The 20603-nt window shown below is 72.1% G+C and carries 18 protein-coding genes and 1 pseudogene; 5 read left to right on the forward strand and 14 right to left on the reverse strand.

Annotation, left to right across the window (positions count from 1 at the left end; genetic code table 11):
• Positions 1 to 3 precede the first annotated feature (3 nt).
• From gatC to OG700_RS09970, 6 genes are all read right to left on the reverse strand, one after another.
• The gene (gene gatC, locus OG700_RS09945; RefSeq protein WP_015036350.1) at positions 4 to 300 is read right to left on the reverse strand and encodes an Asp-tRNA(Asn)/Glu-tRNA(Gln) amidotransferase subunit GatC; all 297 of its coding nucleotides are present in this window, start codon (positions 298 to 300) and stop codon (positions 4 to 6) included.
• A 151-nt stretch (positions 301 to 451) separates the two neighbouring features.
• Complete coding sequence (locus OG700_RS09950) at positions 452 to 2578, reverse strand: putative bifunctional diguanylate cyclase/phosphodiesterase (RefSeq protein WP_405611922.1); 2127 nt, start codon at positions 2576 to 2578, stop codon at positions 452 to 454.
• A gap of 234 nt (positions 2579 to 2812) precedes the next feature.
• Complete coding sequence (gene ligA / locus OG700_RS09955) at positions 2813 to 5077, reverse strand: NAD-dependent DNA ligase LigA (protein WP_405611924.1); 2265 nt, start codon at positions 5075 to 5077, stop codon at positions 2813 to 2815.
• A 68-nt stretch (positions 5078 to 5145) separates the two neighbouring features.
• Positions 5146 to 6177: a methionine synthase gene (locus tag OG700_RS09960; protein ID WP_405611926.1), complete on the reverse strand. Its 1032-nt coding sequence runs from the start codon at positions 6175 to 6177 to the stop codon at positions 5146 to 5148.
• Entirely contained in the window at positions 6174 to 6863 is a 690-nt protein-coding gene (locus OG700_RS09965; RefSeq protein WP_405611928.1) for an SDR family oxidoreductase, read from the reverse strand. The genes OG700_RS09960 and OG700_RS09965 overlap by 4 nt, the downstream gene beginning before the upstream one ends.
• Positions 6864 to 6949: 86 nt before the next feature.
• Positions 6950 to 7489, reverse strand: a complete 540-nt coding sequence (locus OG700_RS09970) for a TIGR00730 family Rossman fold protein (protein ID WP_405611930.1) — start codon at positions 7487 to 7489, stop codon at positions 6950 to 6952.
• 113 nt (positions 7490 to 7602) lie between these two features.
• Between OG700_RS09970 and OG700_RS09975 the strand changes: the two genes are divergently transcribed.
• Together OG700_RS09975 and OG700_RS09980 are read left to right on the forward strand one after the other, a co-directional pair.
• Complete coding sequence (locus tag OG700_RS09975) at positions 7603 to 7932, forward strand: DUF427 domain-containing protein (RefSeq protein WP_405611932.1); 330 nt, start codon at positions 7603 to 7605, stop codon at positions 7930 to 7932.
• A gap of 88 nt (positions 7933 to 8020) precedes the next feature.
• On the forward strand, positions 8021 to 8806 hold the full coding sequence (locus OG700_RS09980; protein WP_405621563.1) for an alpha/beta fold hydrolase: 786 nt from the start codon (positions 8021 to 8023) through the stop codon (positions 8804 to 8806).
• 108 nt (positions 8807 to 8914) lie between these two features.
• Here the strand turns inward: OG700_RS09980 and OG700_RS09985 are convergent, their stop codons facing one another.
• The 4 genes from OG700_RS09985 to mnmA form a co-directional block, all read right to left on the reverse strand.
• Complete coding sequence (locus tag OG700_RS09985; RefSeq protein ID WP_405611934.1) at positions 8915 to 9838, reverse strand: acetamidase/formamidase family protein; 924 nt, start codon at positions 9836 to 9838, stop codon at positions 8915 to 8917.
• A 103-nt stretch (positions 9839 to 9941) separates the two neighbouring features.
• The gene (locus OG700_RS09990) at positions 9942 to 10445 is read right to left on the reverse strand and encodes a hypothetical protein (RefSeq protein ID WP_405611936.1); all 504 of its coding nucleotides are present in this window, start codon (positions 10443 to 10445) and stop codon (positions 9942 to 9944) included.
• A complete protein-coding gene (locus OG700_RS09995; RefSeq protein WP_405611938.1) occupies positions 10442 to 11056 on the reverse strand; it encodes a hypothetical protein in 615 nt (204 codons plus the stop codon). Before OG700_RS09995 ends, OG700_RS09990 begins: the two co-directional genes overlap by 4 nt.
• Positions 11057 to 11662: 606 nt before the next feature.
• The gene (gene mnmA, locus OG700_RS10000) at positions 11663 to 12796 is read right to left on the reverse strand and encodes a tRNA 2-thiouridine(34) synthase MnmA (RefSeq protein ID WP_405611940.1); all 1134 of its coding nucleotides are present in this window, start codon (positions 12794 to 12796) and stop codon (positions 11663 to 11665) included.
• Between the two features lie 60 nt (positions 12797 to 12856).
• On the opposite strand from mnmA, the gene OG700_RS10005 reads away from it, so the two are divergent.
• Positions 12857 to 13591, forward strand: coding sequence for an N-acetylmuramoyl-L-alanine amidase (locus OG700_RS10005; protein WP_405611942.1), 735 nt, complete (start codon positions 12857 to 12859; stop codon positions 13589 to 13591).
• Positions 13592 to 14184: 593 nt separating this feature from the next.
• Here the strand turns inward: OG700_RS10005 and OG700_RS10010 are convergent.
• On the reverse strand, positions 14185 to 15348 hold the full coding sequence (locus OG700_RS10010; protein WP_405611944.1) for a cysteine desulfurase family protein: 1164 nt from the start codon (positions 15346 to 15348) through the stop codon (positions 14185 to 14187).
• Positions 15349 to 15833: 485 nt separating this feature from the next.
• On the opposite strand from OG700_RS10010, the gene OG700_RS10015 reads away from it, so the two are divergent.
• Entirely contained in the window at positions 15834 to 16667 is an 834-nt protein-coding gene (locus tag OG700_RS10015; protein ID WP_405611946.1) for an alpha/beta fold hydrolase, read from the forward strand.
• Here OG700_RS10015 and OG700_RS10020 read toward each other — a convergent pair.
• The 3 genes and pseudogenes from OG700_RS10020 to OG700_RS10030 form a co-directional block, all read right to left on the reverse strand.
• Positions 16627 to 17616 (reverse strand): annotated as a pseudogene (locus tag OG700_RS10020) (helix-turn-helix transcriptional regulator). The gene OG700_RS10015 and the pseudogene OG700_RS10020 overlap by 41 nt on opposite strands.
• Before the next feature lie 148 nt (positions 17617 to 17764).
• Complete coding sequence (locus tag OG700_RS10025) at positions 17765 to 18634, reverse strand: thioesterase family protein (protein WP_405611948.1); 870 nt, start codon at positions 18632 to 18634, stop codon at positions 17765 to 17767.
• 38 nt (positions 18635 to 18672) lie between these two features.
• Positions 18673 to 19356: a trimeric intracellular cation channel family protein gene (locus OG700_RS10030; RefSeq protein WP_405611950.1), complete on the reverse strand. Its 684-nt coding sequence runs from the start codon at positions 19354 to 19356 to the stop codon at positions 18673 to 18675.
• 161 nt (positions 19357 to 19517) lie between these two features.
• On the opposite strand from OG700_RS10030, the gene OG700_RS10035 reads away from it, so the two are divergent.
• Entirely contained in the window at positions 19518 to 20567 is a 1050-nt protein-coding gene (locus OG700_RS10035; protein WP_405611952.1) for a protein kinase family protein, read from the forward strand.
• Positions 20568 to 20603 lie beyond the last annotated feature (36 nt).

The raw sequence follows: 20603 nt of genomic DNA on the forward strand, positions 1-20603 counted from the left end.
CTGTTAGTCCTCCCCCAGGATCTGCGGCACCTTGAAACGCTGCTGTTCCTGGGCCGGGGCGCCGGAGAGCGCCTGCTCGGGGGTGAGCGACGGGCGTACCTCGTCCGCGCGCATGACGTTGGTCAGCGGCAGCGGGTGGGAGGTCGGCGGAACGTCTTGGTCGGCGACCTCGGATACGCGGGCGACCGCGCCGATGATGTCGTCGAGCTGACCGGCGAAGTGATCGAGCTCTTCGCCCTTCAGCTCCAGACGCGCCAGTCGTGCGAGGTGGGCGACCTCCTCGCGCGTGATGCCAGGCATGCGGCGATCCTCTGGGTGGGTGTCGGGATTTTGGCCCAATCCTATGGGGCGCGGCACCGTGCCGACGAAACGGTTCCCGTCGCACGCTCCGGCCCCGGCGAGGTGCCGGCGTCGGCGAGCTGTCGGTGTCGGTGTCGGTGTCGGTGTCGGCTTACTGGACCACGCGGCTGGAGGTGCCCGACGCGTCGGTGCGCGGCGGCTCCAGGGCCGGTGTGCGCGGCGGGCGGCGCCAGCCGGTCTCGCCGCGGGCCAGCAGCCAGGACGTCGCCTCGTGCGGGGGCATCGCGGCGGCCACGAGCCAGCCCTGGACGGCGTCGCAGCCCAGGTCGCGCAGGCGCTCCCAGGTCTCGTCGTCCTCGACGCCCTCGGCGACGACCACCAGACCCAGTGAATGGGCGAGGTCGATCGTGCAACGGACGATCTCCGCGTCCTCGTTGTCGATGGCGAGGCGGGCCACGAACGAGCGGTCGATCTTCAGCTCGCTCACCGGGAGCCGGCGCAGATGGACCAGCGACGAGTAGCCCGTGCCGAAGTCGTCGAGGGACATCTTCACGCCGTGGCCCGTCAGGCCCGCCAGGGTGTCGGCGGCCCGCTGCGGGTCCTCCAGCAGGACGTGCTCGGTTATCTCCAGTTGGAGCGCGCCGGCCGGGACACCGTGCCGGGCGAGGCGCGCGGCGACCGCGCCGGCGAAGCCCGGGGTGTGGACATCGCGCGGTGAGACGTTGACGGCCACCGGCACGAACAGGCCCTGGGCGCGCCAGCGGGCGACCTGGCCGAGGGCCGATTCCAGTACGTACTCGGTGAGATGCGGCATCAGGCCCGAGGACTCGGCGATGGCGATGAACTCGTCCGGGGGCACTCTCCCCCGCTCGGGGTGCACCCACCGCACGAGCGCCTCCAGGCCGACGACCTGGCCGTCGAAGCGGACCTTCGGCTGGTAGTGCAGCTCCACGTCGCCCGCGTCGAGTGCGCGCCGCAGATCGCCCAACAGGCCGAGCCGGTCGGGGGTGTTGGAGTCCCGCTTGGACTCGTACACCTCCACGCCCGTACGGTCCCGCTTGGCCTGGTACATCGCGACGTCGGCCCGCTGGAGCAGCCCTTCGGCGTCCACCGCGTGCTCGGGGTAGACGGCGACACCGGCGCTCGCCTCCAGGACGAGTGTCAGTCCGTCCAGGTCGAGCGGCGAGGACAGTTCGGCCGCGAGATGGCGGGCCACACGCTGCGCGCTGGTCGTGGAGTCGACCAGCGGCAGCAGTACGGCGAACTCGTCGCCGCCGAGCCGCGCGGCCTCCGCCCCGCGCGGCAGGGCCAGCTTGAGCCGGTCAGCTATCTGCAACAGCAGCCGGTCGCCCGCGAGATGGCCGAGAGTGTCGTTGACCGAGCGGAACCGGTCGAGGTCGATCAGGACCAGCGCGGAGCGCGCGCCGAGGGCCTTGGCCTCCTCCAGCGCCGTCCAGGTCCGCTCAAGGAGCCACTGCCGGTTGGGCAGCCCGGTCAGGGGGTCGCGCAACTGCTCCTCGGCGCGCGCCCTGGCTATCCAGAGTGTGGAGTCGAGAGCGATCAGCGGGACGGCGAACAGCGGCAGCACCACCGGCCGGGACACGGCGACCACGCAGATCAGCGGGGTGATGCCGAGCAGCGCGACGGCGAGGAGGCACTGCCGCAGGAGGGCCGTGCGGTCGACGGTCGGCAGGCCGCCGCCCTGCGGGGTCTGCGAATACCACAGGAGCAGCCGGGTCACCACCAGATACGCCCCGGCCGCCAGCACGATCTCGGGGACGGCGCCGATCCCCCAGTGGAGGGGCCGCCCGGGGTCGGCGACCGTCGGTACGTCGCCGAAGGCGAGCAGGACCAGCGCCGCAGCCCCGATGCCGAGGATGTCCACGGCGCCGTGCAACGCGCCCTGCCGCCAGCGGTGTCGGCGGGCGATGCCGACCAGCACCACGACGGCGAGACTGACCAGCCCGGCGGCCACCCAGCCGTACAGGAGCAGCACGCCGAGGGTGAGAGCGGCGCCGGAGCCCGTGCCGCCCCACCAGCGGTCGCGGCCGAGCGCGACGAGATGGCCGACGACGATGCCGGTGAGCACCGCGAGCGACCAGCCGGTGGTGCCGCCCGGGAAGAGCGCCCGGCCGTCCCGTACCTCCTGGACGATGCCGAACGCCAGCACGACGGCGGCGAGTCCCACCACGACGAGGGGCACTGAGGCCGACGTGCCTCCAAGTCCCGCGAATCCACGCGGACGTGAGACCGGGGCGGCGCTCTCGGTCGGTTTCATTCCCGTCCCTCTCACAGCCGGCAGTGCCGTTACCACGCGATGGCGCGTTGTCATGCCACGACGACTGATTTCCCACACGCAGCCGTGCACGACAGGCGTACCCCTCAACAGTAGGCCGCGAATGGCTTCAACGGGCAGCGCTCTACCGCTGTTGCCCGAATGCAACCCGCCCTTCCTTATCCATCTGGTATGCGCCGAACGGGTGACGTACGAGGGCTCGTTGTGCCCGTTCGGTCACTCGGCGCCGCTCTCGGCGGACGCGTCGTCAGCCGCTTTCGGGACATCCTTGGCCGGTTCCGGCGCACTCTCCTCAGGGGCCTCCGGCGGCTGTACGGCGGCCTCCCGCGCCGCGTCGGGGCCTTCGGCGAGCAGGACGGCGAACCCCGCCTCGTCGAGCACCGGCACCTTCAACTGCATCGCCTTGTCGAACTTGGAGCCGGGGTTGTCGCCGACCACCACGAAGGCGGTCTTCTTCGACACCGCCCCGGCCACCTTCGCTCCGAGCGTCTGGAGGGCCTCTTTCGCGCCATCCCTGGTGTGATCGGTCAGCGTGCCCGTGACGACGACGGTGAGGCCCGCGAGCGGACGCGGCCCCTCGTCCTCGCCGGCGCCCTCGTCCTCCATCCGGACCCCGGCCTCGCGCCACTTGCGCAGGATCTCGCGGTGCCAGTCCACCTCGAACCACTGCTTGAGGGAGGCGGCGATGGTCGGGCCGACGCCCTCGACGGCCGCCAACTCCTCCTCCGTGGCCTGCTGGATACGGTCCATGGACCGGAACTCCCGGGCCAGCGCGACCGAGGCGACCGGCCCCACGTGCCGGATGGACAGCCCCGCGATGATGCGCGCCAGCGGGCGCTGCCTGGCCGCCGCGATGTGCTCCAGCATCGCCAGCGCGTTCTTCTTCGGCTCGCCCTCCTGGTTGGCGAAGACGGTGGCGGTCTTCTCCTCGCCGGTCTCCGGGTCGCGCTTGGGCAGACCGGTGTCCTGGTCCAGCACGTACGCCTTGATGGGCAGCAACTGGTCCACGGTGAGGGAGAAGAGGTCGCCCTCGTCGAGCAGGGGGGGCGTCGACGGCTCCAGCGGCTTCGTCAGCGCGGCGGCGGCCACATAGCCGAAGTTCTCGATGTCCAGACACTTACGGCCGCCGAGATAGAACAGCCGCTCACGCAACTGGGCCGGGCAGGAACGGCCGTTGGGGCAGCGGAGGTCGATGTCACCCTCCTTCATGGCCCGTAGTTCCGTGCCGCACTCGGGGCAGACGGCCGGCATCTCGAACTCGCGCTCGCTGCCGTCCCGCAGGTCGGCGACCGGGCCGAGGATCTCCGGGATGACGTCACCCGCCTTGCGCAGCACGACCGTGTCACCGATGAGGACGCCCTTGGCCTTCACCACCTCCTGGTTGTGCAGCGTGGCGAACTCGACCTCGGAACCGGCGACGGTGACCGGCTCGACCACCGCGTACGGAGTGACCCGCCCGGTGCGTCCGACGCCGACCCGGATGTCGACCAGTTTGGTGTTGACCTCTTCGGGCGCGTACTTCCAGGCGATCGCCCAGCGCGGGGCGCGGGAGGTGGAACCGAGCCTTCCCTGGAGGGCGATCTCGTCCAGCTTGACCACGACGCCGTCGATCTCGTGCCGCACCGAGTGGCGGTTCTCACCGAAGTAGGAGATGAACTCCCGTACGCCGGCGAGGTCTTCGACGACCTTGTTGTGCTGGGCCGTCGGCAGGCCCCACTCCTCCAGCAGTACGTAGGCGTGCGACAGGCAGTCGATGTCGAAGCCCTGCCGCGCGCCGATGCCGTGCACCACCATGTGCAGCGGGCGCGACGCCGTGACCTTGGGGTCCTTCTGGCGCAGCGAACCCGCCGCCGCGTTGCGCGGATTGGCGAACGGCTTGTCACCCGCCTCGACCAGCCGGGCGTTCAGCTCCTTGAAGCCCTCCATGGGGAAGAAGACCTCGCCGCGGATCTCGACCAGCTCCGGGACGCGGTCGCCCGTCAGCCGGTGCGGGATCTCCGCGATCGTACGGACGTTGGGCGTGATGTCCTCGCCGGTGCGGCCGTCCCCGCGGGTCGCGGCGCGCGTCAGCCTGCCCTGCTCGTACGTCAGATTGACGGCGAGTCCGTCCACCTTCAGCTCGCACAGGAAGTGGTAGCCCGGCGCGCCCACGTCCCGGGCGACGCGCTCCGCCCAGGCGGCCAGCTCCTCGTCGTCGAACGCGTTGTCCAGCGACAGCATGCGCTCGCGGTGCTCGACCGCGGTGAACTCCGTCTTGTACGTCCCCGCGACCTTCTGGGTCGGCGAGTCGGGCGTACGCAGTTCGGAGTACTGCTCCTCCAGCGCCTCAAGGGCGCGCAGCAGCTTGTCGAACTCGCCGTCGCTGACGACCGGCTGGTCCTTCACGTTGTAGCGGAACCGGTGCTCCTCGACCTGTTCGGCGAGGTGCGCGTGCCGCTCCCGCGCTTCCGCGGGCACTGCCGTCTGCTGTTCGCCAGCCACCGTTTCGTCCTCCCGATTCACCGCGTCGCCGCGAGCGCCGCGATCAGCGCGGCCCATGTCTGCGAATGTCACTCAGGGTTGTCCGCGAGGGATCGCGCCGCCCTGACACAGTGCGCCATGGCGGCACGGGCATAACCGGGCGAAGCACCCGCGAGCCCGCAGGACGGGGTGATCACCACGGACTCCGCGAGAATCCCCGGATCCAGCCCCAGCCTGCGCCACAGCGTTCTGACACCCATGACGCTACCGGCAGGGTCTGACAATGGGGTGTCGGTGCCCGGCACGGTGCCGGCGAAGAGCTTCACACCGCCCTCCACCGCCTCGCCGATCGTCTCCTCGTCACGTTCGGTGAGCAGGGAGAAGTCGAACGACACGGCCGCCGCCTCCGCACGGCGCAGCAGCGCGAACGGGACGTCCGGGGCGCAGGAGTGCACGACGGCGGGGCCGTCGTTCGCCCGCATCACGCGGCGCAGCGCGTCCTCGACGACCTGCCGGTCCACCGCCCGGTGGGTCCGGTACCCGCTGGCCGTTTTGACCTGGCCGCGCAGTACGGCGGTGAGGGACGGCTCGTCCAGCTGGAGCACCGGCCGGGCGCCGGGCACCCGGCGCCTTACGTCCGCGAGATGCGCCGTCACTCCTTCCACCAGGGATCCGGTGAGGTCGCGGCAGGCTCCGGGGTCGCTGAGCGCCGACTCGCCGTTGCGCAGTTCCAGGGCGGCGGCGAGCGTCCACGGGCCGACCACCTGGATCTTGAGCGGACCCTCGTACCCCTGGGTGAACTCTTCGAGCGCGTCCAGGTCCTCGCCCAGCCACGACCAGGACCGCCGGGTGTCGCGGCCGGGGCGGTCGCCGATCCGCCAGCCGCTGGGCTCCACGCGGGCGAAGACCTCGACGAGGAGCCCGGCGGTGCGCCCGATCATGTCGGCGCCGGGGCCACGCGCGGGCAGTTCGGCGAGGTGCGGGAAGTCCTCGAAGGTGCCGGTGACGCCCTTGGCCGTCTCGCGTGCGTCGTCGCCGGGCATCGATCCGACGCCGGTGGCGGCACCCCACCAGGGCTTCGCCGGCGTCTCGGTCCCGCTGTCACTCGTGGGCTCGGTCATCGTCCCGGCCGCACCGTCAGGTCGTTGATCTCCGCGTCGCGCGGCAGGTCCAGGGCGGTGAGGATCGTCGTCGCGACCGACTCCGGGTCGATCCAGCGGGCGGCGTCGTACTCCTTGCCCTCCTGCCCGTGCACCTTGACCTGCATGGGGGTGGCCGTACGGCCCGGATAGACCGAGGAGACACGCAGGCCGTTCGGCCGCTCCTCCTCACGGAGGGCGTCGGCGAGCGCCTTCAGGCCGTGCTTGGAGGCGGCGTACGCGCCCCACTGGGCGTGGGCGGTGAGACCGGCGCCCGAGTTGACGAAGACCACCTGGCCCCGCGAGGCGCGCAGTTGGGGCAGGAAGTGCCTGGTCAGCTCGGCGGGCGCGACGAGGTTCACGTTGAGCTGGCTCGTCCACGCCTTGGGGGTCAACTCGCCGACGGGGCCGAGGTCGACGATGCCCGCGATGTGCAGGAGCGAGTCCAGGTGGTCGGGGAGCGTCTGGTGCGACAGCGCCCAGGAGAGCCGGTCGGGGGTCGCGAGGTCGCCGACGAGCGCGCGGGCTCCGGGGTAGGCCGCGGCGAGTTCCTTGCCGCGGCCGGCGTCGCGGGCGAAGAGCAGCAGGTCGTCGCCGCGCTCGTGCAGCCGGCGCGCGACAGCGGCGCCGATGCCGGAGCCCGCGCCGGTGATCAGATGGGTAGCCATGGGGTCATGTTCGCATCACCCCATGGCACGGCCGTACGGTCCCGCCGTAGGCCCTGTCCGGCCCCGCCAGCGTCCCGTTCGCCGGGTCAGCGGATCCCGGCGGACTCCTCCAGGTAGGCGAGGGCGCCCACCGCGTCCTCCGCGAAGAAGACCAGGTCGGTCAGGGGAGCGGGCAGGAAGCCCTCCCGGTCCATCCGGCCGAACTGCTCCTTGAGGCCGTCGTAGAAGCCCGCCGTGTTGAGCAGCACCACGGGCTTGTCGTGCATGCCGTGCTTCTTCAGTTCAAGGATCTCGGTCGCCTCGTCCAGGGTGCCCGTACCGCCGACCATGATCACGACGGCGTCGGACTTGGCGAGGAGCAGCGCCTTGCGCTCGGCGAGGTCCTTGGCGATCACCATCTCGTCGGCCCGCGCCCGCGCCGTGGCACCCAGGAAGCCGACGGAGACCCCGACGAGCCGCCCGCCCGCCTCCTCCACCCCGTCGGCGACGACCTTCATCAGCCCGACGTCCGAACCGCCCCAGACGAGCGTGTGACCGCCCTTGCCGAGCAGTTCGGCGAACTCGCGGGCGGGTCGGGTGTAGCGCTCGTCGAGGTCGGCGGCGGAGAGGAAGACGCAGATATTCATGGCGCCACGGTATCCGGGTGACCTCTTTGGGAAGAGGGCGTGTTCGGCCGTTGCTGACGGTAGAAGGGACCGCGGAAGACGAGGGACCGAGTTCACCGAAGGAGCCGATCGTCATGGCCAAGGGCCACACCATCACCGTCGAGCAGGGCACCGAGCACGTACGGGTCGTCCGTGACGGACAGGTTGTCGCGGACAGCCACCGCCCGCTGCTGCTGCGCGAGACCGGGCTGCCCGTCCGTTACTACCTGCCGCCCGAGGACGTACGTACGGAGCTGCTGAGCCCGTCGGACACCACGACCCACTGCCCGTTCAAGGGCGACGCGTCCTACTGGTCGCTGCCGGACGCGCCCGACCTGGTCTGGGCATATCCCGAGCCGAAGGACGAAGTGGCCGAGATCAAGGACCACTTCTGCTTCTACGAGACAGAGGTCGTGGGGAGCTGAGCGGCGGCCCCGGAAAATAACTCCGCCGAATTCCGCTCGCCGGCGATGAGTTCCGGTGAGGCCGCCGGTCCATATGCGTATGGACCTAGTGGGCAAGGCGAAGTCGGGGGACGGCACCCTCATCGCGTACCGGCGGACGGGCGGCGACGGGCCGCCGGTGATCATGGTGGGAGGGGCGTTCAGCACGGCGGAGGCACAGGCACCGCTGGCGGCGCTCCTCGCACCTCGCTTCAGCGTGATCACCTACGACAGGCGGGGGCGCGGCGGCAGCGGCGACACCGCGCCGTACGCGGTGGAGCGCGAGGTCGAGGACATCGCCGCCCTCCTTACGGAGGTGGGCGGCAGCGCCTCGGTGTACGGGATGTCCTCGGGCGCCGCACTGGCGCTGGAGGCGGCCGCGACGGGGCTGCCGTTCACCCAACTCGCCGTGTACGAGCCTCCGTACGACACCGGTCCTGGCGATGCCACGGACAACGCGGCCTGCACGGCGCGGCTCGACGACCTGCTGTCGCGGGGGCTGCGGGACGAGGCCGTGGAGCTGTTCCTGTCGGTGCTCGGAGTGCCGCCCGACGTGGTGGCGGTGATGCGCCGGGCGACGATCTGGCGGGGCATGACGGCGCTGGCGCACACCCTCGCGTACGACAACGCCGTGATGGGTCCGGGCCCGGTCCCGACGGAACGGCTCGCGCGGATCACGGCGCGCGTGATGGTCGTGGACGGGGGCGCGAGTCCGCGGCCGATGCGGGCGGCGGCGCGGGCGGTGGCCGACGCGCTGCCGCGCGGGCGGCACCGCACCCTGACGGGTCAGGTGCACGAGGTGGCGCCCCATGTGCTGGCGCCGGTCCTCGAAGAGTATTTCGCCGCGGCGGCGTGAGGACGGGGCGAGCGGTGAGCGCGATGGCCGGGAGCGCGGCGACGGGAAGAGCGGCGAACGGAGGGCTGCTCGCCTCCCAGGCCCGGTGCCGGCACGGGCGCGTGGGGTTCAGCGGATCGCGTCGTCCGGCAGCAGTGCGTGCACTCCCCACGTCTGATTGGCCACCTGGGTCACCCGAAGGTCGACCGTCGTGCTCGCCAGAGCCAGCGCCGTCGCCCGCCTCACCCCGTACAGCGACGTCATCCACGTCAGCATCGCGTCGAGAGCCTGGGCCGACGCCTCGTTGAGGTCCGCGTCGAAGCCGAAGGTGATCCGGCCCGCCGGGGTGAGCGCGTGGGGTGCCGGGAGGGCCGGGACCGGCTGGAGGTCGACGGTGAGCCGGGTCGTCATGCCGCATTCGACGGCCGTGCCGGAGACCTCGCCGTCGCCCTGCGCGGCGTGGCCGTCACCGACGCTGAGCAGCGCGCCGGGCACGGTGACGGGGAGGAACAGGGTGGATCCCGCGACCAGTTCGCGGCAGTCGATGTTGCCGCCGCCGAGGGTGCGGGGCGGCGTCGTGGAGTGCTCGCCCGGCTCGTCGGGGGGTGTGCCGATGACGCCGAGGAAGGGCGCCAGGGAGACCGTGTGACCGTACTGGTCGGTCCCGGTGCCCTGGTCCGCGTCCAGGTCCCACAGCAGCCACTCGGAGTCCTCGGCGGCCATGCCCAGCCGGCGGGTGAGCGGGGTGTCGTACGTCGCCGCCGCGGTGAAGCCCCACGCGTCGGGTCGCAGGGACTCCAGCCGTACGGCGAGGGCCATGCCGGGCTCGGCGCCGCGTACGGCGATCGGACCGACCAGGCGGTGGCCGCGCCGCTCGCCGAACATGCGCGGCACGTTCTCGTCGGCCGTGTGGCGGCGCTCCAGATGGCCCAAGCAGTCGAGCGTGTGGACGGTGAGGGTGTCGCCGGGGTCGACGGTGAGCACCGGGGTCAGTTCGCGCGAGAAGACGTTGCTGACCGTGCCGGGCACGGAGTCCAGGAAGTGCTCGGCCACGGTGGGCTTCTCTCGGTCTGGGCGGGGCGGGGTCCCGTCACCGTAGCCCGCCCCGCGGCAGGGCCACCGACAGCCCCCGCGGGACAGAGCCGGCGGTCGGCGGTCAGCCGCGGTGCACGGTGAACTCGGTTCGGCGTACGCGCAGGACGGACCGGCCGCCCTCGGTCGAGGTCCGGGCGCCCTCACACCGCGCCGCGCCGTCCACCGCGACCACCGATTCCCCGCCCGGAGCGCCGGGAGCGCCCGGATCGCCGAGCGCGCGGAACGTCGCCCGGCCGTCGGCGGCGCCGGTGAGTTCCGCCGTCGCGTACGCGACGCGCAGGCCGCCCACGGTCAGCCCGAGCGGCGGGATCGCCGCCGTACGACCGGGCAGGTGCAGCTTCTCGCCGCCGAAGAGGGGCTTGCCGTTCTCCGTGACCGTGAAGTCCTGGTCGTAACCGGAGGAGACGTTGAAGGCGTGCGGCAGCCGTCCGCGCTCGCCGTCCGCCGTCGTCAGCAGGAAGACTCCCGGGTCGGTCGCGCTGTGCCGGAGGGCGGGGGCGGCGTCCAGGACGCGGAAGGCACGGCCCCAGAAGGTCAGGTCGCACTGGTAGTCCGTGGTGATCACGACGGCCCGCCCCCGCCCGAGCGGGATGTCGAATCCGCAGCCTTGCCCGTGGACAGCTCGCGCAGCACGGTCGTTCCTCGGGAGGGCTCGCACAACTGGGTACGTGAGAGCCGTACTTCGGGCAGCGGCGCCGCCCAGCCGTGGGCGGTGACCGACAGCCAGAAGCGGTTCGCGTCGGTGAGCGTGTCACCGGCCCTGAGGCCCAGCGCGTCCGCGAGCACGGTGCAGGGCTCGTCTGCCATGTCCTTGACGGGCAGCCTCCCGGACAGCAGCAGCTTTCCGCCCGCCTCGGTGTAGCGGACCAGGCGCCGCTGGAGTTCGGCGCCCAGGTGCTCGCCAGTGGCCAGTGCGAGCACCGGTACGGTCTTCGGGTCCAGGTCGCCCGCCTGGAGGTTCACGCCCCGGTAGCGGAAGCCGCCGAGCGGCATCGCGCGGGCCAGGGAGCCGCGTGGACCCGCACCGCGCGTGTTCACCGCTTCGTCCAGCACACGTTGTACGGAGGCGAGCTTCGGCGGGTGGTACTCGGTCAGATAGTGATCCGGTACGAAGCCGAGCGCCACGTCGTCGTAGGTCGTGCGCATCGGCGCGAGGACACCGGCGAGGCCGCCCATCGCGCACCGTCCGCCGCGTCGGCGCGTAGCTGACCCCTGGCCTGCCCTCCGGATCGACCGGTGCGGCGAAGCCGTGGCGCTCCCCCGTGATGCCGATCCGGTCGTTCCCGTCGCCGGCCGGCTTGTCGAGCCTGGACTGCCAGTCGGCCTTCTTCAGCCGGAAGTTGTGGATCTCTCCGGCGAGTACGAGGGCGGGCTTGCCGCCGATGAGGATCTGCTTGTTCCGGTACGACACCGAGCCGGCCAGGCCGGTGTCGCCGGGCGGGGCCGGGGCGACGGGGGCGGCCTGGGCCTCCCCGGCGGGCAGGCCCGCGGCGGCGAGCGTACCGAGGGCGGCTCCGCCCAGGACGGTGCGGCGGCGGGGGGTTGGGGCAGGCGTCATGGCGTCGCACTTCCTTGGGAGGAGAGCAGAACGGTGGGGGACGGCTCAACGGAGCGGACGGCCGCATGCATGCGCCGCCTGTATGCGCATACACGCACATCCTGGGGCAGACCCCTCACAAGCCACAAGAGCGTGCCCGATCACGCTTGCGTAACGGGTCTTCCCCACGGGTGCGGCGACCAGCTCCCCCGCACCACGGGCCGAGCGGCCCACCGCCACACAGGTCAGCCGGTCAGGGCTTCCGTGCGGTGCCGCTCCGTCGTCGCGATCGTGGCCGAGCCGACCACGCGCGTGCCGTCGTACAGCACGATCGCCTGGCCCGGCGCCACGCCCCGTACCGGCTCGGCGAAGGCGACGTGCAGGGTGCCGTCGACCAGCTCGGCGGTGACCGGCGTCTCGTCGCCGTGGGCGCGCAGCTGCGCCGTGTACTCACCGGGGCCGGACGGGGCCGTGCCGCCGCACCAACGGGGCCTGATGGCCGTCAGGGCGCCGACGTCGAGGGCGGCCACGGGGCCGACCGTCACGGTGTTGTCGACGGGTGAGATGTCCAGCACGTAGCGGGGCTTGCCGTCCGGTGCCGGGTGGCCGATCCGCAGGCCCTTGCGCTGGCCGATGGTGAAGCCGTGCGCGCCGTCGTGGGTGCCGACCTTGGCCCCCGACTCGTCCACGATGTCCCCCTCGGCCTTGCCGAGCCGGGCGGCGAGGAAGCCCTGGGTGTCGCCGTCGGCGATGAAGCAGATGTCGTGGCTGTCGGGCTTCTTCGCGACGGCCAGGTCACGGCGCTCGGCCTCCGCGCGGATCTCGTCCTTCGTGGTGAGGGTGTCCCCGAGCGGGAACATGGCGTGCGCGAGCTGCCGCTCGTCGAGCACGCCCAGGACGTACGACTGGTCCTTGGCCATGTCGCTCGCGCGGTGCAGCTCACGGGCCCCGTCGGGGCCGGTGACGACCGTCGCGTAATGGCCGGTGCAGACGGCGTCGAAGCCCAGCGCGATCGCCTTGTCGAGCAGCGCGGCGAACTTGATCTTCTCGTTGCAGCGCAGACACGGGTTCGGGGTGCGCCCGGCCTCGTACTCGGCGATGAAGTCCTCGACGACATCCTCACGGAAGCGCTCGGCGAGGTCCCATACGTAGAAGGGGATGCCGATGACGTCGGCGGCCCGCCGCGCGTCTCGTGAGTCCTCGATGGTGCAGCAGCCCCGCGCGCCCGTACGGAACGACTGCGGGTTCGCGGAGAGCGCGAGGTGGACGCCGGTGACGTCGTGACCGGCTTCGGCGGCGCGGGCGGCGGCGACGGCGGAGTCCACGCCGCCGGACATGGCGGCGAGCACACGGAGGGGGCGCTGAGGTGTCTGAGTCATAGCCACTCAAGCGTAAGGGTGCCGGGGAACCAGAGTCGCGCGAGTATCCGTTGACGGTGCATGGGCAAGAGAGAGCGGGACGCCACGAGCGGTGGCGCGAACGGTGACACCCCAGGTGCGGGCGGCACCGGTGCGGGCGCGCCCCCGGTCGGCGGGGGACCGAGGATCGGACGGCGCACCCTGCTGATCGGGGGCGCCGCCGTGGTGGTGGGCGGTGGGGCGGTCGCGATCATGGCGGGCCAGGACGAGGCGACGCGGCTCTGGTACCGGGTGCCGGGCGTGGAGAAGCCGCGCGAACCGGGTGAGCTGGATCACGCGGGCGCCGAGTGGGTGGCGGCGTCGTCGGCGAACTGGCGCCGGGCGGACCGGCCCGACGACTACCCCGTGGACCGGGTGATCATCCATGTCGTGCAGGGCAGCTACCGCACGGCCCTCAAGGTCTTCAAGGACCCGGCGCACCAGGCGGCCACCCACTACGTGGTGCGCAAGGACGGGCATGTGGCACAGATGATCCGTGAGCTGGACGTGGCGTACCAGGCGGGGAATCGCTCCTACAACGAACGCGGCGTCGGCATCGAGCACGAGGGGTTCGTGGACCGGCCGGAGGACTTCACGGACGAGATGTACGCCTCGTCGGCGCGGCTGACGGCGGGGATCTGTCAGCGGTACGCGATACCGGTCGACCGGAAGCACATCATCGGGCACGTGGAGGTGCCGGGGACGGACCACACGGATCCGGGGCCGCACTGGGATTGGGACCGGTACATGAAGCTGGTGCGGGCGGTGCGGGTGTAGCGGGCCGGGGTTTCGTTTGACCGGGTCCGCCCGGTGGTCGTTGTGGCCTCAACCGCCGGCCGGGCTTCAATTCCGCCGGCCCGGTGGGTGGTTGTCCTCAAGCGCCGGACGGGCTGGCTGGTCGCGGTGTGGCCGGGTTGGCCGGACCGTGTCCGCGTGGTGGCGGGGTCCGTCCTCGAACGCCGGACGGACTGGGGTGGTTGCGGTGGTGGCCGGGGGGCGGGGTCGGAGGGTGGGTGTGTTCGGACACTCAGGCTGATTTGTGTCGCGTGGACAACCCGGTCCCGTCGGGTCCAACGAGCGTTGCACGCGGCGTAAATCACGCCGTCCGGACACACCCACCCGCAGACCCCGCACCCCGCCCACGACCGACAACCGCAACTCACCGCAAGCCCGCCCGGCGCTTGAGGACAACGACCACCGGGCTAGGGTCTTTCGTTTGGATCGGGCCGGATGAGGGAGCGGGGTCTGGTGCCGTGGATCGCGAGGCGGAGGAGGGAGGCATGGCGGGAGCCGTGCCCCCCCTTCCGCCATCAACGCGGCGAGGCGCGGTGCCAGGGACCGCGAGCCCGGCAAGATCCAAACGAGAGGCCCTAGCTCAGGCCCGCCGTCCGGGCACGCTCCACCGCCGGGCCGATCGCCGCGGCGACCGCCTTGACGTCGGCCTCCGTAGAAGTGTGACCGAGCGAGAACCTGAGCGTGCCGCGCGCCAGCTCCGGGTCGGTGCCGGTGGCCAGCAGTACGTGGCTGGGCTGCGCCACCCCCGCCGTACAGGCCGACCCGGTCGAGCACTCGATGCCCTGCGCGTCCAGCAGCAGGAGCAGCGAGTCGCCTTCGCAGCCGGGGAAGCTGAAGTGCGCGTTGGCGGGGAGGCGGTCGACGGGGTCGCCGCCGAGGATCGCGTCCGGCACCGCCTTCCGTACGGAGGCGATCAACTCGTCCCGCAGGGCGCCGATGTCGCGCGTGAACTCGCCCCGGCGTTCGGCGGCGAGCCGCCCCGCGACGGCGAAGGCGGCGATCGCGGGGACGTCGAGGGTCCCGGAGCGCACGTGGCGCTCCTGGCCGCCGCCGTGCAGGACGGGGACGGGCGTGTACTCACGGCCGAGGAGCAGCGCGCCCACCCCGTAGGGGCCGCCGACCTTGTGCCCGGTGACGGTCATCGCGGCGAGCCCGGACGCGGCGAAGTCGACCTCGGTCTGGCCGAACGCCTGGACGGCGTCCGAGTGCAGCGGAATGCCGAACTCGGCGGCGACCTCGGCGAGTTCGCGTACGGGGAGGATCGTGCCGATCTCGTTGTTCGCCCACATGACGGTGGCCAGCGCGACGTCGTCGGGGTCGCGCTCGATGGCTTCCCGCAGGGACTGCGGCGAGACCCTGCCGTAGCCGTCGACGGGCAGGTACTCGACGTTCGCGCCCTCGTGCTCGCCGAGCCAGTCGACGGCGTCGAGGACGGCGTGGTGCTCCACGGGGCTGGCGAGTACGCGTGTCCTGGCCGGGTCGGCGTCGCGGCGCGACCAGTAGAGGCCCTTCACCGCGAGATTGTCGGCCTCCGTGCCGCCGGAGGTGAAGACGACCTCGCTGGGCCGCGCGCCGAGGGATTCGGCCAGCTCTTCGCGCGCCTCCTCGACGGTACGCCGTGCCCGCCGCCCGGCGGCGTGCAGCGAGGAGGCGTTGCCGACGTCGGTGAACCGGGCGGTCATCGCCTCGATGGCCTCGGGAAGCATCGGGGTGGTCGCGGCGTGGTCGAGATATGCCATGGTGCTGACGATTCTACGAGCCGCGGTGGGCGCGGGCCGCCGTGGGCGGGGGTGGGGGGCGGCGCGGACCGTCCCGGACAGTGCCGGACGCCCCGGCGAGGGGTGTCCCGGCGCTGTACGGGGAGGTCGCGGCAGGAGGACCGAGATGTTCCTCACCCGCCGGGCGGGATCGCCCGCTTCCTCCCGGGCGCGCGGGGCGAGGGGGCGGGCAGACGGGGCTTCGGAGCGGCTCGTCCAGGGGCTGTCGTTTGGATCAGGCTGGGTCAGGGGGCGCCCGCCGCGCAGCGGCTGATGTCACGTTGGTGCGTGCGATCGCAAGGCCGAGGGTCGGCGTTGTGGATGGCCCGGCCGTACTTGGACGTCTTCGAAAACGCTGTCAACGCGGCGAGGGGCACCTCCCGTGCCCCCCTCGGGGCTACGGGGGAGTGCGTGCCGGGCGTCGTCGGCCAGGCGGGACTTTCGCAACAGGACCTAGCCTGGTGGGCATGGACGGATGGACTCTCGACCGCACTTTCAACAGCTCGTCCGGTGACGTCCGGTGGGACGTACTGGGACCCGTCGACGGGCCGCCCGTCGTGCTGCTGCACGGAACGCCGTTCTCGTCGTACGTGTGGCGGGGCCCCGCGCGGGCCCTCGCGGGTCGGCACCGGGTGTACGTGTGGGACATGCCCGGGTACGGGGCGTCGGAGATGCGGCAGGGGCAGGACGTGTCGCTGGCCGCGCAGGCGCGGGTCTTCGGCGAACTGCTCGGGCACTGGGGGCTGGAGCGGCCCGCCGTCGTCGCGCACGACTTCGGGGGGTGCGTCGCCCTGCGCGCGACGCTGCTGCACGGCGCGCGGTACGAACGGCTGGCGCTCGTGGACCCTGTGGCGCTCGCTCCGTGGGGCTCGCCCACGTACCGGCTGCTCGGCGAACACGGCGACGTCTTCGCGCAGTTGCCGCCCGCGCTGCACCGGGCGCTCGTGCGGGAGTACGTCGGGTCGGCCAGCCACCTCGGGCTGCGCGCCGACGTCCTGGACGCCGTGGTGGAGCCGTGGTGCACGCGGGAGGGGCAGGCCGCCTTCTACCGGCAGATCGCGCGGAACGACCAGCGTTTCACCGACGAGATCGAGGGCCGTTACGGCGAGTTGGACCTGCCGGTGCTGATCTGCTGGGGCGCGGAGGACACCTGGATCCCGCAGGAGAAGGGGCGGCGGCTCGCCGGGCTGATCCCCGGTGCCGAGCTGCGCCTCGTCGCGGGCGCCGGCCACCTCGTACAGGAGGACGCCCCCGCCGAACTCACCCTGGCGCTGGGCGACTTCCTCCGTACAGCTCCGTAACCGCGGCGGCGGCCTCGGCCAGTACGGCGCGGGCCTCGGGCGGTGCCAGCACCTCCACGTTGTCGCCGAAGGCGAGCAGGGCGCGGACCGCCAGTAGCTCCGTGAAGGCGAGGGGCACCCGGGCCCACTCTCCCGGCGTCTCCACGACCGGTTCCTCGTCGGTCAGTTGGGCCGCCTGGATACGCAGGAACATGTCCAGCCGGGTGACGCGGACCCGGGCCGTCACGTCGACGGCGGTCGGGCGCAGCTCCACCTTCCGGCGCAGCGACTTCCAGACGTCGCCCAGTTCCACGCCGTCGCGGCGGCGTACGGGGGCGTCGGTCAAGGTGGCGTCGCGCACGCGGTCGGCGCGGTAGAGACCGGGCACGGCGCGGTGGTCGGCGACGAGGTACCAGACGCCGGCCTTGAGGACGAGGCCGTACGGGTCGACGGTGTACGTCCTCGGCTCCGTGGTGCCGCTGTGCCGGTAGCCCAGCCGCAGCCGGCGGTCGGCGAAGACCGCCGTGTTCAGGACGTCCAGGTCGACGGCGGGCCGCCCGGCGCGCATCCACCGCTCCGGGTCGACGATGATGCGGCGGCTGGTCTGTTCGGCGGCGGGGCGGTGCGGGGCGGTGCGGGGCGGGCAGCGCGGCCATCACTTGCGGAGCGCCGAGCCGAGCGCCTGGTCGAGACCGAGCGCGGAGTGCGCGCCCCGGGCGGCGAGGACGAACAGGGCGCGGGACTCGTCGGCGGTGAGGCCGGTGACGTCCGTACGGAAGCCGGGCAGCAGCGCGATGCCGCCGTGCCTGCCGCGTTCGGCGTAGACGGGGATGCCCGCCGACGACAGCGCCTCGACGTCGCGGTAGACGGTCCGTACGGACACCTCGAGGCGCGTGGCCAGTTCGGTGGCGGGGACGAGCCCGCGGGTCTGGAGCAGCAGCAGGATCGACAGGAGACGGTCGGACTTCACGGGGCCAGGATCGCGTACGGGCGCGCGCACCGCGCGCACCGCGCGGGCCGGGTGCGGCGTACGGTGCGGCATCGGTGCGGCATCGCGTACGGCGCACGGTCCGACCGTCGGGTGCGGCAACGGGTGCGGCAGAGGCCCCTGCCGCCCCCTACTCCCTCCCGCTCGGCCCGCGGGCCTCCCGAGGAGCGCGCGCCAGTTGCCGGGACTGGGCGACCAGCCGGTCCGCGCTGTCCCAGACGTCCGCGTCCTCCTCCAGATAGCCGCCCGCCAGGTTCCGCGTGGTGACGAAGACCCGCAGCGGTCCGGGCGCCGGGCGGCACCGGATGTGCGTGGTCAGTTCGACCGTCGGGGTCCAGCCGGTGAGCCCGAGGTCGAAGGAGGTCGGCGGAAGGGCGTCCACCGTCAGCAGCAGGGAGAGCGGGTCGGGCTCGCGGGGGTCGGCCAGCGAGAACCAGCCGCGTACCTCTCCCTTCCCCGAAGGGGAGCCGACCGCCCAACCCGTGGTCTCGGGGGCCAGTTTGACCACCACGCGCCGGGTGAAGCCGGAGTCGCCGGGAAAGGCGGCCGGCCCGTCGTCCGTGCCCAGGCACTCCTCGGGCGGCGGCAGGGCGGGCGGCTTCACCGAGGTGCGGACGTCGTCGCTGAGGGAGTCGAGCGCGCCGTACGCGGCGAGGACCCGGACGCGTTCGACCTCCGTGCCGTCCGGCTCGTACTGGAACAGCGACGCCTGGCCGGTGGCGAGCGTACGGCCGGCCCGTACCGTCTCGGTGCGCACGACCGCCGGGCCGGGCCGCGACGGGCTCAGATAGTGGGCGGTGACCGTGAACGGATCGGGGTGCGGCAGCGCGTCGCGCAGGGCGCGGGCCACGATCGCCAGCAGATAGCCGCCGTTGACGGCGGAGAGGATCGCCCAGCCCTCGCGGAGGTCGGCGTCGTAGACGCCCGGTTCGCGGAGGGTGACGGCGGTGTCGCGGTCGAACTCGTTGTCCGCGGTGGGTTCCCGCGCTGCCTGTGCCATGAGCAGCACCGTACAACAATGCATTACTGAGCGGTAGCTTATATGTTCGGTCCGGACGGCGCCGGTGGCTCCTCCGCCGCCGTCGAGCGGCGGTTGTACGCGCGGGGCGCCCGCCAGTGGAAGCGCGTCGCGAGCAGCCGCAGCACGAACGCGGTGATGGCCGCGAGCCCGCTCGTCAGCCCGTTCAGCGCGTCGAACCGTATACAGATCACCACCGTCGTCGCCCCGACGATCGCGGGCACCGCGTACAGGTCACGGTCCCAGCGCAGCAGCGACGGCACCTCGTTGGCGAGCACGTCACGCAGGACACCGCCGCCCGCCGCCGTGGCGAGACCGAGCGCGGCGGACGCGGTGAGGCCGAGCCCGTACTCGTACGCCTTCACCGTGCCCGTCACGCAGAACAGCCCGAGCCCCGCCGCGTCGAAGACGTTCACCGCGCCCTGGATGCGCTCGACGTGCGGATGCAGGAAGAAGACCAGGACGGTGGCCACCAGCGGCGTGACGAAGTAGCCGAGGTCGGTGAAGGCGGCCGGCGGTACGGCTCCGATGATCAGGTCCCGGAGCAGACCACCGCCCAGCCCGGTGACCTCGGCGAGCACCGCCATACCGAAGACGTCGAAGTTCTTGCGGACGGCGAGCAGGGCACCGGAGATCGCGAAGACGAAGATTCCGGCGAGGTCGAGCGAGTGCTGGACGGAGGGGCTGAACAGTTCCTGGAACACCCGACAGTTCTACACCTGGCGCCGGGCACCGGATCAGGCGCTCGCGCGTCCCACCTCTACGGAGCGGGGGCGGGAGTCCGTGGGCACTCGCGGGCGCGGTGGAGAGAGCGGAAGGAAACGAAGTGGGCGTTGCGACACGGACAGCGGTCGAGCATCCCGATATGTCACCGGGCGCGCGCCTGGCCGCCTACAGCGCTGTCGCCACCTCACTCGCCCTGCGAAGTGATCGGCGGCTGGGCGAGCTTGTGGACGCCGCCGTGCCACTCGGCTCCGGTATCGGCGGGAAGTCCGCGCTGCTGGAGGTGGACGGAAGGCCGGTCTTCGTGAAGCGGGTGCCGCTCACGGACCTGGAGCGGCTGCCGGAGCATGTACGGTCCACGGCCAATCTGTTCGGGCTCCCCACCTTCTGCCAGTACGGCGTCGGCGGGCCGGGTTTCGGGGCGTGGCGGGAGCTCGCCGTTCACACCATGACGACGAACTGGGTACTCGAAGGGCGGTACGCGGGTTTTCCGATGATGTACCACTGGCGCGTGCTGCCGGACACGACCGCGCTTCCCGACGAACTGGCGGACGTGGAGCGGGCCGTGGCCTATTGGGGAGGCGGGCCGGAGGTACGACGCCGTATCGAGGCCCTTCAGCGGTCCTCCGCCTGCCTCGCGCTGTTCCTGGAGTACGTCCCTCGGACGCTCCACGCGTGGCTCACCGAGCAGGTACGGGCTGGTGAGGAGTCCGCCGACCGGGCGCTGCGCCTGGTGGAGAGCGAGCTGGAGGCCGGCACGTCCTTCATGCACGCTCGCGGGCTCCTGCACTTCGACGCCCATTTCCAGAACATCCTCACCGACGGCCGACGCCTCTACTTCGCCGACTACGGCCTCGCGCTCTCCTCCCGGTTCGATCTGTCACGGAGCGAGACCGGATTCTTCGCATCGCACCGGACCTACGATCGCTGCTACACGCTCAGTCGGCTGGTGAACTGGCTGATCACGGATCTGTACGGATACGAGCGGAAGGAACGCGTGGCGCGTATCCACGCGTGTGCGCGAGGGCAGGTCCCGCCGGACGGACCGCGAGAGGCCAGGGCGATCCTCGCCCGCCACGCCCCGCTCGCCGCGGTGCTGACGGACTTCTATCTCAAGATCCAGGACGAGAGCAGGGAAACCCCGTACCCGTCGAAGGCGCTCCGCCGGGCGGCCCTCAAGGCCGTGTTCTAGAAGGGCTTTCGGAAGGACTTCCCGAAGTCCTTCCGA

The sequence above is a fragment of the Streptomyces sp. NBC_01508 genome (genome assembly GCF_045040315.1).
In the GTDB taxonomy this organism is placed as follows: Bacteria; Actinomycetota; Actinomycetes; order Streptomycetales; family Streptomycetaceae; genus Streptomyces.

Bases quoted from the DNA above. Each gene is read 5' to 3' on its own strand.
- OG700_RS09970 (WP_405611930.1), bottom strand. From the start codon at position 7,489: ATGAATATCTGCGTCTTCCTCTCCGCCGCCGACCTCGACGAGCGCTAC.
- mnmA (WP_405611940.1), bottom strand. From the start codon at position 12,796: ATGACTCAGACACCTCAGCGCCCCCTCCGTGTGCTCGCCGCCATGTCC.
- OG700_RS10015 (WP_405611946.1), top strand. From the start codon at position 15,834: ATGGACGGATGGACTCTCGACCGCACTTTCAACAGCTCGTCCGGTGAC.
- OG700_RS10035 (WP_405611952.1), top strand. From the start codon at position 19,518: ATGTCACCGGGCGCGCGCCTGGCCGCCTACAGCGCTGTCGCCACCTCA.
- OG700_RS10025 (WP_405611948.1), bottom strand. From the start codon at position 18,634: ATGGCACAGGCAGCGCGGGAACCCACCGCGGACAACGAGTTCGACCGC.
- OG700_RS09950 (WP_405611922.1), bottom strand. From the start codon at position 2,578: ATGAAACCGACCGAGAGCGCCGCCCCGGTCTCACGTCCGCGTGGATTC.
- OG700_RS10010 (WP_405611944.1), bottom strand. From the start codon at position 15,348: ATGGCATATCTCGACCACGCCGCGACCACCCCGATGCTTCCCGAGGCC.
- OG700_RS09995 (WP_405611938.1), bottom strand. From the start codon at position 11,056: ATGGGCGGCCTCGCCGGTGTCCTCGCGCCGATGCGCACGACCTACGAC.
- OG700_RS09960 (WP_405611926.1), bottom strand. From the start codon at position 6,177: ATGACCGAGCCCACGAGTGACAGCGGGACCGAGACGCCGGCGAAGCCC.
- OG700_RS09975 (WP_405611932.1), top strand. From the start codon at position 7,603: ATGGCCAAGGGCCACACCATCACCGTCGAGCAGGGCACCGAGCACGTA.
- gatC (WP_015036350.1), bottom strand. From the start codon at position 300: ATGCCTGGCATCACGCGCGAGGAGGTCGCCCACCTCGCACGACTGGCG.
- OG700_RS09965 (WP_405611928.1), bottom strand. From the start codon at position 6,863: ATGGCTACCCATCTGATCACCGGCGCGGGCTCCGGCATCGGCGCCGCT.
- OG700_RS10005 (WP_405611942.1), top strand. From the start codon at position 12,857: ATGGGCAAGAGAGAGCGGGACGCCACGAGCGGTGGCGCGAACGGTGAC.